We start from the raw sequence: 13440 nt of genomic DNA, 5'->3' as shown, positions 1-13440 counted from the left end.
AAATTTAACATTACGGCATTTATCGTTTTAGCGCAAACCTGCCAAATAAAATTAACGACAGGTCTTTTTTTAACTTCACCCCACTATACTGTAACCGGAATTTTCCGGTTATTCGCTTTTTAGGCTCTTTACCGGGCTTGTTAACGCTGCTTTTATCGTCTGTAGGCTAATCGTAAGCAGTGTGATGACAAGCGCTGTAAAACCGGTAATAATAAATATCCACGCCGACATACCCGCCCGGTAGTCAAAACGCTGAAGCCAGTTGTGCATCAGGTAAAACGCTATAGGTGTAGCTAACAGTAATGAAAGCATGACCAGGCTAATGAAATCTGCAGATAATAATCGCCAAAGGTTGAAAACTGTTGCCCCCAACACCTTGCGAACGCCGATTTCTTTCACACGTTGTTCGGCCATAAAGGAAGCCATGCCAAATAATCCAAGGCAACTGATAAAGATTGCCAGCCCGGCAAAGAATGCGGCCAGCCTGCCGATGCGCTGCTCGTTACCAAATTTCTGAGCGTAGGCCCCGTCGATAAAAGTATATTGGAAGGGCTGCTCAGGATTAAAACGTTTAAATACCCTCTGGATATTTGCTATAGCAGTACCGGCGCTCACCTTTGGATTAATACGCAGTAATACGGTGCCTCCGGCATCTTTATTAAAAAAGTAAACGCATGGCTTCACCTGTCCGTATGGCGAATCGACAATAATATCTTTGATCACGCCGATGATTTTAAAAGTGACGCCATAAAAAGTAATACTATTTCTTAAAGGGTCCTTCATCCCCATAAACTTCACGGCGGATTCGTTGATGACTACCGCTGTTGAATCAGTCAGAAAATCTTTAGAAAATTCCCGTCCCTCCCTGAATTGCCATCCGGCGGTTTTTCCGTAGCCGGCCGAAACGCCATTCTGCTGAAAATCTATGCTCAGGTTCGGATCTTTATCTTTCCATTCAATGGCACTGGTGCTGCCCGCGGTTTGTGTTGGGTTTACATCTCCCTCTGCTGCGGAAACCACTGTGCCGGTTTTGTAAAGTTCATCTTTTACGGCTTCGAAACTTTTATGGATTTGGTCTGTACCCGGATTAACTGATAATAACCCGTCGCGGGTATAACCCACAGGTCTGTCTTTTGCAAATTGTATTTGCCTGAAAACAACAATGGTGCCTATAATTAGCGTAACAGATACTGTGAATTGCAGCACTACCAATGCTTTGCGAGGGAGGGCAGCCATTTTTCCAACCCTGAAAGCTCCCTTCAGTACCTTTACAGGTTGGAAAGAAGACAAATAAAAAGCGGGGTAACTACCTGCCACTATGCCTGTAAACAAGGTAAAGCCTATTCCCATAAGCCAGAAAAAAGGGTTAGCCCAGGGGATAGTTATTTGTTTGCCGGCTACTTCATTAAAAAAAGGCAAACTCAATTGCACAAAAAGCAGCGCAAGTACAAAGGCAAAGGATACACATAATACCGATTCACTGAAGAACTGGTAGATCAGCTGGCCCCGGGCCGAGCCGATAGCTTTACGGATACCCACCTCACGGGCACGCTTTTCAGACCGGGCAGTGCTCAGGTTCATGAAATTGATACAGGCCAGCAGCAACACAAATACGCCAATAATACCAAACATCCATACATACTGGATACGGCCGCCTGTATTTTTACCATCCTTAAATTCATCATAAAGATGCCATTTGCTCATGGGCTGCAGGAACAGCGCAGGTTTCTTTTTAGCGAGAACAGCGCTCACATTACGCAGCTTGGCATCTTTTATTTTTGATGAGATGACCGATAGGTCGGCGCCTTCGGCAGTTTGAACATATAGCGTACAGAAGTTTGGCCGCCATGGTTCACGCATCGATCTGATGTCATTGGCAGTAAACCCCATATCAAAGGGCGCGATAAAATTGAGGCCAGCAAATGTGGCATTTGAGGGCATGTCTTCAAACACGCCTCCAACTTTTGCATTGTAATGGTTATCAATCTTTAAAGTTTTGTTGATCGGATCACTGTCGCCAAAATAAGCTTTAGCCGTTGAAGCGGAGATCAGGATGGATGAAGGATCGGTAAGCGCATTGCGGCTGCCTTTCAGCATTTGCAATGTAAACATTTCGGGGCCGTTAGGTTCCATGAACATGCCGGTACGGTTGAGTTTTTTGTTGTCAAGCGCCAGCATGTGGTCGCCATAACCGGCGCTGTTCACCACTTGTTTAAAAAGACTTCCGTAGTTTTTGCGCAATTCCGCGGCCAGGGGCAGCGGAACTGATTGCCATGTTTGCACTTCCCCGTTATTGGTTACATTTTGAATAACCCGGGCAATAGTGTCACGGTTTTTATGATTGCTATCAAAGGACAGTTCATCCCATATCCACAGGCCGATCAGCATGGCCACTGCCATACCAACAGATAGCCCGGCGATATTGATAACAGAGTGTACCTTGTTTTTGATAAGGTTACGCCATGCAATTATTAAATAATTTTTGATCATAAAATTGATTGTTTAATTGGCAGCCACCGATGCGCAGACAGGCCTGCTTCAAGAATATGTATTAAATGTGTGCCAAATGATTAATTTGTTGTAAGTCAATTGAATGCGATGTGTGTGTGTCTTGGAATCGTTCGTTTTCGCACAGTGATTGTGCGGTTGCGGATGGTTGATTTCGGATCTGTTTCGGTGGAGTGTAACTTTTTTAATAAATGTTCTTTTATCTGGATACCGAAAATGCCTTTTAACGTTGAGTATCAATCTGAAATATAGGTGCCTTGTAGAAGATCATGCGTTGCCGCCGTTGCGGCGCCATTATTTCACTTTCCCCAGATTAACTATTTTTTACAAGTCTAACCTTAATGGTTACCAACTATTGTTTGGTCAGCAAAGAAGAAGGCCGGCGGCTATCCTTCATAGGGTAGCCGCCGGCATATAATAATCTTGAAAATAAAGGCGATTCCTGTTCGCCGGTCATCGGGCAATAAAGCCGAAATCTTTTCGCTGCTTATTTTCCTGCACGTCAATCGAATGATTAGTTTTTATATTATTTGAGCGTATGTTTAAGTGTTGATCGCGTGCTTATAATACTTTGTTCAAATAACTGATTTTCTGTAAATAACTAAACTAATTGATCTGGCTGGCCGTATAAAGGTTGAATATTATTAAGAATATTATTTAATAACGTTTTACCTGTGAATATGAGAGGGCGTCATGCTTACTTTTTACTATCGGTTGTTTTAATATTGCTGGGGAGTAACATTTTTGCCGCTGTTCCCATCATTACCTATACTTCATCCAATGTTTATACAGTTGGCACAGCCATTACTACCCTGACCCCCTCAGTTACTAACGGCGTTAGCGCGATAGGCTATGGTACGCCGACAGCGCTTACGGGTGCTACCTTAAGCAACCCGCGCGGAATGGCTATCGACGCGGCCGGCAATATTTATGTAACTAATACAAGTAACAACACCATCAGCAGATATAATTCAAGCGGTACTTACCTGGGTACCTTTGGTACGGGTGCTACCATGTCGCTTCCTAAAGACCTGGTTTTTGATTCATCGGGCAACGCTTACGTGTTGAACCTGGGTGCTACCCCGGGCACAGGCAGTGTATATAAATATAATTCAAGTGGCGTATACCAGTCTACCATACTGAGCAGCTTAAATTATGCATTAGGAATTACCATCGACAATTCGGATAATATTTACATTGCCGATCAGGGCGCTGTTACGGTGCAAAAATACAATACCAGTGGTACACTGTTACTATCGCTGCCCACTACTAATTTAAGCACTCCACTTGGAGTAGCTGTGGACGCATCGGGTAACATTTACGTATTAAATAACGGCACCGGGAATGTAACAAAATACAATTCGGCCGGCACATTTCAATCTATTTTTCTTAGCGGGTATACATCAGCGCAAGCCATAACCATTGATGGTGCCGGTAATTTTTATGTAGGCGACAATGCAGTTACCAATACAGTTTATGTTTACAATCAAAGCGGCACCTTACTCACCAGTAAAGCCCTTACGGATCCTGAGGGGATAGCTGTTGACAGCAAGGGCGTCATATTTACCGCGGTCTATTATGCCAACCAAATAAACAAAACTACGCCAACCGGTGGCTTTTTTTTAAACAAGGCGTTACCTGCCGGATTAAGCTTTAACAGTTCAACAGGCAGTATCAGCGGTACCCCGACAGCAGCGATGGCAGCCACCAACTATATTGTTACGGGCTATAATGCCAGTGGTGCAGGTACCAGTAATACATTTTCTATTACGGTTAATCCTACAGCCCCTACAGGCACCGGCGGTTCAACGTGCGCTTCGGGAACAGCAACACTTTCAGCTTCAGGAAGCTCACCGTCGGGCGGGGTATATAACTGGTATGCTGCTCTTACAGGCGGTTCATCTTTAGGAACGGGCTCAACCTTTACTACGCCAACTATATCGACAACTACTACTTATTATGTAAGCTATACTCAAAACGGGGCAACAAGCACGCCGCGCATCGCCGTAACTGCAACAGTAAATGCCAAACCCGTTATATCAACTGCGCCCACTACAGGCAGCTTATATCTTTCCTATCCGTTTACAGGTAACGCTAATGACGCCTCTGGTAATTTTAATAATGGAATACCTCAAAATGCTCCCACACTTACTACTGATCGTTATGGAGCAGCAAGCAGTGCCTATAGTTTTAATGGTTCAAGTCAATACATGGCCACTTCCAGCCTGATACTAATTAGTCCGCAAACTTTTTCTATCAGTGTGTGGTTTAAAACAAGTTCGGCAGGAGGTAAGCTGGTCGGTTTCGGTTCGTCGCAAACCGGGTTAAGCTCAAGTGCTTTTGGTTATGACCGTCATATTTATATGAATAGCAGCGGACAACTATACTTTGGGGTTAAACCTGGTAGTACATATAACACAATAAACACTACTGCATCCTATGCTGATGGCGCATGGCACCATGCAGTTGTAACTATGTCATCTACAAATGGGGCCAACCTGTATGTAGATGGCGCACTGCAGGCCAGTGATCCTACGATGACATCAGCAGGAGCTTACACAGGTTATTGGCGGGTTGCTTATGACAATTTAGCAAGTTGGCCAGGTGCACCATCCAGTTATTATTTTAACGGCTCACTGGATGACATAGCTGTTTATCAAACCGAGTTAACTGCGGCTCAAGTGTATACGTTATACGGTGCAGGCAGTGCCCCGGTTTGCCCCGGCGGTACACTTGCTTTCCAGGCCAATACGGTAAGCGGCGCTACCTACTCATGGTCGGGGCCGGGCAGCTTTACATCTACCTCTCAAAATCCTACAATCAGCAATGTTACATCAGCAAATGCAGGCACCTATGTACTTACTGTAACCGGTTCAAATGGCTGTACCTCGCAGTTAAATGTAACCGCAGTTGTAAATGCACTGCCTTCAACAACATTTACTGCAACGTCTTCGGTAAACATTAACTCAAACGCTACTGTCACTTATACAGGGACAGACCCCTCAACTTCAACTTATAGTTGGGATTTTAATGGAGGCACACCTTCAACCGGTACCGGGCAGGGACCGTTTTCGGTACAATGGGCAACGCCCGGAACAAAAACAATTACTTTGACTGTAACCAATGCTGCGGGCTGCTCGTCGTCATCAACACAAAATGTAACTGTAAACCTGGGTACCTATGGTAATTATGCTTTTGGTGAAACCATCACATTAAATACAACCTCGCTTGGCATTACATCAAACCTTACCAATTTCCCGGCATTACTCAGCATACAGGATAATAACCTGATCATTACAAATACATGTTCAGACAAAGTGCAAAATCCCAACGGCCCCAATTACGATTTTGCATTTGTAAGCGGTGGCAGCGAGTTATATTACCAGGTTGAAAGCTACAACCAAACCACGGGAACCCTGCTGGTCTGGGTACAAATCCCTACTTTAACTTATGCTACCAACAATATCATATCTTTTTATTATGGTTCAAAATCCCCTACGGTAACACACAATACGGCATTTTTTGCGAATACCTGGGCAAGTAATTACCTGGCTGTATTCCATTTTAATGAATCGAGCTATACGGGTTCGGTTGCTGATGGTACCGCGGGAGGGCATACGGGCACTGCCAGCGGGATGACCTCGGCGGACCTTGTTATCGGTAAAATCGGCACGGCTTACAGCTTTAACGGATCGAGCAAAAAAATTACAACCAATGCCGTATCTGTTACAGGCCCCTTCACCCTATCTGCCTGGGTTAAATTAGGGGCTACAGGTCTTGATCAAAAAGTAATGACAAACCAGGATGCAACAGGAGGGTTTAGCGGCGGCTATAAAATGGGGATCTATACTAATGACATCCCTGAATCGGAATCGGGTATTGCCACAACCAGGCTTAGTATCCCTAATCCAACTGCTTTTACCAGCGGCGCATGGCATTATATACAAAGTGTTTATACAGGTACGACCCTCAGTACATATGTTGATGGAACACAATATAAAATATTACTATCGGTCGTCAATCCTGCTGCTAATACCAGCTTTTATATTGGAGTAGGAGAAGGGGGGAACAGCTATTATTTTAACGGGGTAATTGATGAACCGCGTGTTTCAAATGTTGCAAAAACGGCAGATTGGCTTAAGGCAGAATATGTAAATCAAAATAACCCGGTAACGTTCACTACTGTTGGTACAACCTCTGTTAATGTCACTAATGCGGCAAGTATACCGGGCGCACTAACCTATACTTATAAAGGCGTTACAGGAACTTATACCGATGCCAGCAACTGGGATAACACCACCGCTGGTACCACCAATCAGGCACCTGCCTTTGACGGTACGGCTACTTTAATTATTCCAACAGGCAAAAGTATTACAATTAATTCTGATGCTTCGGTATACGGGCTTACTTTAAGCGGTACGGCTTCAATAAGCCTTAAGGCAAATTTAAGTGTTGGGTGCAATATTTATAATCAGGGCACCGGAAAAATAGATTGGAATAATTTAAATACATCAAAGATAACCTGGAATGGGACCAGTGCCGCTCAAAGCTACAATGGTGCAGCCTCTACAGGGTATACACATGTGGGCACTATGGAAGTGAATAATTCGGCGGGTGGAACAATAACGGTTAATAGTGATACGCTTGATATTTACAGCGAACTTAAAATTACCAAGGGGAACCTGGCGGTTGCCTCCGGGGCTATTATGGTACTCAAAAGCAGTTTCTCTCAAACGGCCTCTGTCGATCCTATCCCGTCAGGGTACAGCATTACAGGTACAGTATATGCAGAACGTTATTTCAAGGCCGGGACTATTGCTACCAATACCCGCAATTATCGGCTTCTGTCTTCCCCGGTAAATACCACTACAGGTGCTTATAACCTCAGTTATCTGAACGCCAATTCGGGGAATTTCTCCGGGGTTTTTGTTGCCGGACCAACAGGGACGACAGGTGGATTTACTGTCACCAACGCTGCCTCTACGGTTTATTTATACAAAGAGAACCTGCCTGCAAGCAGCACTACTTTTAATTCCGGAAATTTTAAAGGCTTAACAGATATTTCGGGTAATACAATATCTTATTATACTGGCACAGGCACCACCACTGCAACAACAACGCTTCCGGTAGGTAATGGCTACATGTTATATTATGCCGGAAATAATGTTAACAATGTCACCTCCACAACAGCACTGAATAAACAATACCGATTTGGCGGAAGCTATATTGACCCGGATGCTTCAACAATGGTAGCTGTTGGTACACTTAACCAGGGCAGCATCCCGGTAAAACTATGGTGGAACAGCAGCAGCACCACTTTAAGCAAAGCACAAACCGGTTATAATCTGGTAGGCAATCCATATGCGTCTTCTATTGATTGGGACACTTTTTCGCAAAGCAGTTCAACAAACGGTATTTACGGCCCCGGTGTATCTGCTACCATATATGTTTTTAATTACACCAATAAAAATTATGGTACTTATACCGCTTTGATCCCGGGGGGCATTGGCACCAATAATGCAACCCGTTACATTGCCAGCGGACAAGGCTTTTTTGTGCAGGCTACCACAACCTCGGCTTCATTGACTTTTAATGAAGTTGCCAAAACAACAGTGCAACCCAGCTCCCTGGGGAGTACCCTTTACATGTTGATGAGCAAAAAAGGCCAGGCATTAGCCAGGCCCCAGTTAATGCGGGTGAAACTCTCCTCTGATTCGGTTAATACGGATGAGATTATGGTATTATTTGATCCCGGATCCAAAAACGAATATGAGCCTTTTTATGATTCAGACCGGTTAAACGGCATCGGAAACGTTTCGACACTGGCCAGCTACGGATACAGGAGCCAAAATATGCTCGCCATTAACAGGATGAATGTTATCGATTCCACTACCCGGGTAAAGTTATTTGTGAATGTTAATAATTCGGCGACCACAGATACAATTTCCGGTTCGGGATTTGAATCACTAGATTCGAGATATGACGTATATCTGCTTGATCATTATAAAAAGGATTCTTTGCTTTTCAGCCAGTATAAACGTTACCCGTTCAATATCGACAAAACAGATACAACCAGCTACGGCGCAAACAGGTTTGAGATCGTATTTCATAAAAAAAGTTCATTAAACTACCGGTTGCTGAGTTTTGAGGCAAGCCCGGTTAAAGACGGTATTCAGTTAACCTGGAAAACTGAGCATGAAGGAAACCTGTCGGGCTTTACACTGCAAAGGCAGGACGGCTCTAAGGAATTTGTTCTTTTAACATCAATGTTAAGCAATGGCAGCGGATCTTATACTTATATAGACAGGTTCCCGTCAACAGGAACCAATTACTATCGCTTGCAGCAAAATGATGCTTTTAATACGATCAGCTATAGCAAAATAGTAGCGGCAAGTTTCAATGCACCTGGTATTATTAATGAGCAAATTACACTTTATCCTAATCCAGTTAACAGCGAACTTTATATTAAGATCAATAGAAATGTACCTGACAGGGTGGTACTTAAGGTAACCGGCATAACCGGCCAGGTAATGTTTTACCGGGAAACGGATGGCAATAATATACAACAGAACGTAGGCAATCTGCTGCCCGGAAACTACATTGTTGAGATTTCGGACAAGGCAACCAAAAGGCTGATTGGAATTAAAAAATTTAATAAAAAATGAAATTTTACCTCTGCAAAACAATCTATCGGGTCAGTAGGATATTATTGACTTTTTACCTGGTTATAAGCCCCATTTTGCTGTTTGCTGATGATCCGGGCGCGCCGTGTGATGACAGCGACCCGCTGGATAATAATTGTCCGTTGGATACCTGGATTATTTATATATTCATATTAGTTCTTATTCTCACAGCTATCCGCCTGTACAAAAAGCAGCATGCCTTCGGTCGTTAACACGCGGGAGTGTTGAGCAGGCCTTAAAGTGTCAGGGAATAAAGGCATTATATAAACATTTAGAAAACATATCAATGTTCGGCTTGGCAACGATTCGCAAACTTCGTTTATATACGCTGTGTATTATCATGCATGGTATCCTGGCTTGTATTGGAAATATAATTATCAGTACTTCCGCATGCCGTGCCCAAACCAATAACATAAATACGCAGCTTAAAAATCTTGGTAAAGCAAAACATGATACTGATAAAGTGAAGATTTATTACTCCATTTCAAGGTTGTATTGGAGCAGGAATGCCGACAGCGCGCTGCTGATGGCACAAAAATCCCTTGATCTTGCAAAAAAAATCCATTATGAAAAAGGTATTGCACTGGCATATCTCGCAGAAGGGGTAGCCTTCGGGTACAAAGGAAGATGGCCCGAAGCTCTTAACAGTCATTTACAGTGCCTGCGCATTAGTGAAAAACTGGGCATGGAAGGGTTAAGCGGAAATGAGTATAATAATATCGCCGGCCTGTACACCTCAATGGAAGATTATTCGAAAGCGCTTTATTACAGTCAGAAGGCTTATAAGATAGCTATGAAGCAAAACGACCCCGCGCATGAAGGAACGTTTAGCCCGTTGGTGAATATTGGCGAGATATTTAAGAAAAAAGGATTGTCAGACTCGGCAATTGCTTATAACTTAAAGGCTTTGGTTATAGCAAAAAAGGTAAAGGACCCGGTTTTTACTGCCGCCGCAATGTACAATATTGCCGAAAATTATATTACGAAGAAAGAATACCGGCTTGCCGAGGGTTATTTAAATAAGGCGCTTGATATTGCGCAAAATGCAGGCGACGACGAAGATGTTGCTTACTGCCATACCGGCCTGGCACTTACATCTTATTATACAGGTAAATACAATTCGAGTATGCTGTATGCACAAAAAGGGCTTGACGAAAGCAGGAGATCAGGTATTGTTGAACTCATTCAAACCGCCTATAACGTATTATACTTAACTCATCAGAAAATGGGTAATTACGAACAGGCCCTATATTACCGGAACCTTGAAGTTGCTTTGAACGATAGCTTGAAAACCGAACAAAGACTGAAAACTATCAGGAATATGCAGTCTGCTTACGAGCTGGAAAAAAAGGAACGGCAAATTGATTTGCTAAATAAAAATAAAATTATCGGTCAAAAAGAGCTGGAAAAAGTAAGTCTGAAGCGGGATATTTTAACTGCGGGCACCATACTTTTAGTATTGCTCGCTTTTATCCTGCTCAGAAATTACATGCAAAAAAAGAAGCTCAGTGAGCAACTGGCTCTGCAAAATAAAAACATATCTGAGCAAAATCTTCACCTCGAAGAACTTGTACACGTAAAGGACCGCCTGTTTTCAATTATCGGGCATGATTTAAGGGGGCCGATTCATACCATCAGCCATATGATGGATATTGTAAAGGAAAAAAGCCTGTCGGAAGAAGAAAACGATTACTGGATTGAAAAGATAGACGAGACCCTGATTATAACCTCCAGCTTAGTCGAAAATCTGCTATACTGGGCAAAAAGCCAATTAGACGGAATTCAGCCTAACCCTGCCGGTTTTGATCTGCGAAAGCTGATTGATCAAAATGTTATGCTGCTGAAACAGCGGGCCGCTGAAAAGAAAGTGGTAGTAACAAGTGAGGAGATAGCTGAGCCCGTGATGGTATTTGGAGACGAAACCATGATTGATATTGTGATCAGGAACTTATTGGAGAATGCTGTAAAGTTTTCAAAAGCGGGTGATCATGTTACCGTAACCGCGGAAAAAAGCGAGGCCTTTGCGATATTGAAGATCCGGGACAATGGGAAGGGAATCCCCGAAGAGGCGCAATCAAAAATATTTAACAAATATACCTCATATACCACTTTTGGTACAGCCAGTGAAAAAGGGAGCGGTCTGGGGTTGTTATTATGTAAAGAGCTTGTAGAAAGAAACAATGGCACCATATGGTTTGAAAGTAAGGCTGGTATCGGAAGTACGTTTTATTTTACTGTGCCAATAGAAAACGAAGAGTTGGTTGCTGTTTAAAGGAGGCCTTAAACAGGTCGGAAGATGGGACGTCTCTTTATTTTTCAATAATCTTCAGATATCAGGGCATGATGTTTGTGTTCTAAAAGCTATGTTGAAACGTAGCTTTTAGAACTATAAATGATTGCCTCTTATCAGAAGAAAGTCCTGGTTGTTGATGATGATAAGGACATTCGTGAATTAATGCACCTGATCCTGGAAATGGAGGGATATGCGGTGACCGAACTGGATAACGGTCATGGCGTCCTTGAAGCGATACAGACCTTACGACCGGATGTTGTGTTGCTGGATGTTATGTTGGGCGATATGGATGGCCGCGATATTTGTAAACATTTGAAGAATGACCCGGGTATGCAGGATATACCTATAATTATTGTTTCGGCAAGTCACGGGTTGCATACGATGCACGAGAAACAATGCGGCGCCAATGATTACCTGGCAAAGCCTTTTGATGTGAATGAGCTCGTTAATCATGTGCGCCATTTTGCCGCCTGACGGGAGTCAGGCCGTAAATCTCCGGCAGGGCCATAGCCCTGCAGTTGCTATGGCGGCTCAGATAATTCTTTTTTATATAGCAGCCAGCAGGTTAATTAAGGTTGAAATTTGGGGAAGGCTTTCGAGGTTACGAACGGTGCCGATCAGTTGCTCCTGTATCTCTGCGGAAACAATATTGTTGCTCAGCCGCCGAAATTTTTCAATCGTATCATTCCATGTAAACGGACGGGTAAAAAAGCCATGGTAATCTTCCTGTTCCCTGGTTAGGGTTTGGCCGTTTTTCAGGCCGATCTTCACCTTAGTTTTCATTTTATCGGGATAAGCAACGGTATAAGGATCAAGGATACCGGCAACTATCAGCGGTTGATGAAGCGGGAAACCCGTACTTACTTTCACTTTCTTTAGCAATTGCTGTACATCGTTATTTTTAATTCTTTCCGGCTCATATTGTTCGGGATAAACTTCGCCATCCAGAAGGAGCACTGCGGCAGCATAAAATAAACTGTGATCAGCCTGTTCCTTTGTTTCTACAATTTGCCGGTTGCCGTAAGCACCGGATCCTATGATGTGATAGGCGGTTAAAAATGTGGTAAGTTCGACGCTTTCAATCTCTTCCGGATTAACCTGCTGCTGTTTGCGCAGTTCGTCAAGGGTTTCCAGTGTGGCTTGCGCATGTACTTCTACATTATATTTCTTCAGTACGCAGCGTGGTAGCAGTTCAAAGGTCTCACTATCCCAGTCATAATCCAGCTTCATGCCAAACACATCATCAAAGCCCTTGGGGCCTTCAAAAATGGCCACCGGGCCGGTCATCCCTTCTCGGGCCAGGAAACAGATGTTAACGCAGTTCAGCGCATCCAGGGAAGATGCAAACCCCTTCCACTCATAGGTATATGATGCCCGGCTGCTTACCATCGGGCTTATTGAAGTGCCGGTAATGCCCAGTGCATGAGCTGTTTGTTCTTCAGTCAGGTTTAACAGGCGGGCAATTCCGGCTGTCATCGAGTAGCCTAAAAGCAAGGTATGATCGATACCTTCTTTCATGACCGGGATTTCCAGTACGAGGCGGCATTCTATCTGGTAAGCCACGGCCATGGCAGCAAGGAAATCCTTACCTGATATCGGCCCAAACTGCGCTACTGCCAGCAGCGGGCCTATATTATCACTGGGATGGCAGGTAGCTTCTTTGCCCATAAAATTATCCATAAAATCCGGATAACGGATAAGCGCTGTATACAATTGTGCCGCCCGGTCGTAGGGTAAGTTTTCAATAAGCGGCACTTTGCATTTGCCGCCTTCGCCCATAACCTGCAATTGCCTCAATAATTTTTGGATGGCAGGTTTGTTACCGGCGTGGATCAGCGAGCCCAAAGCGTCAAGCAGATGGCGTTTCAGTTGTTCGACGGAGGCTTCACCGATGTCATCATAGCGGGCATTAAGCGCGAAACGGGCGATCTTGAAATTCTGCAGCTCTTTTTCCAT

6 protein-coding genes are annotated in these 13440 nt (G+C 43.8%); 4 read left to right on the top strand and 2 right to left on the bottom strand.

Annotated elements, in window-relative coordinates; translation table 11 throughout:
- Nucleotides 1–108 precede the first annotated feature (108 nt).
- Entirely contained in the window at nt 109–2490 is a 2382-nt protein-coding gene (locus ACEN82_RS13665) for an ABC transporter permease (protein ID WP_413319947.1), read from the bottom strand.
- 698 nt (nt 2491–3188) lie between these two features.
- On the opposite strand from ACEN82_RS13665, the gene ACEN82_RS13660 reads away from it, so the two are divergent.
- The 4 genes from ACEN82_RS13660 (at nt 3189) to ACEN82_RS13645 (ending at nt 11958) form a co-directional block, all read left to right on the top strand.
- Nucleotides 3189–9173: a DUF2341 domain-containing protein gene (locus ACEN82_RS13660; RefSeq protein ID WP_413319945.1), complete on the top strand. Its 5985-nt coding sequence runs from the start codon at nt 3189–3191 to the stop codon at nt 9171–9173.
- Nucleotides 9170–9403 carry a hypothetical protein gene (locus ACEN82_RS13655; RefSeq protein WP_090525102.1) on the top strand — a complete coding sequence of 78 codons (234 nt, stop codon included), beginning with the start codon at nt 9170–9172 and terminating at the stop codon, nt 9401–9403. Before ACEN82_RS13660 ends, ACEN82_RS13655 begins: the two co-directional genes overlap by 4 nt.
- 74 nt (nt 9404–9477) lie before the next feature.
- Nucleotides 9478–11463: a tetratricopeptide repeat-containing sensor histidine kinase gene (locus ACEN82_RS13650; protein ID WP_495644139.1), complete on the top strand. Its 1986-nt coding sequence runs from the start codon at nt 9478–9480 to the stop codon at nt 11461–11463.
- Nucleotides 11464–11583: 120 nt separating this feature from the next.
- Nucleotides 11584–11958, top strand: a complete 375-nt coding sequence (locus ACEN82_RS13645; protein ID WP_413319941.1) for a response regulator — start codon at nt 11584–11586, stop codon at nt 11956–11958.
- Between the two features lie 72 nt (nt 11959–12030).
- Here the strand turns inward: ACEN82_RS13645 and ACEN82_RS13640 are convergent, their stop codons facing one another.
- The gene (locus ACEN82_RS13640) at nt 12031–13440 is read right to left on the bottom strand and encodes an MmgE/PrpD family protein (protein ID WP_413319939.1); all 1410 of its coding nucleotides are present in this window, start codon (nt 13438–13440) and stop codon (nt 12031–12033) included.

It is taken from the genome of Mucilaginibacter sp. Mucisp73, from assembly GCF_059491465.1.
This window is presented reverse-complemented; position numbering and strand designations above follow the sequence as displayed.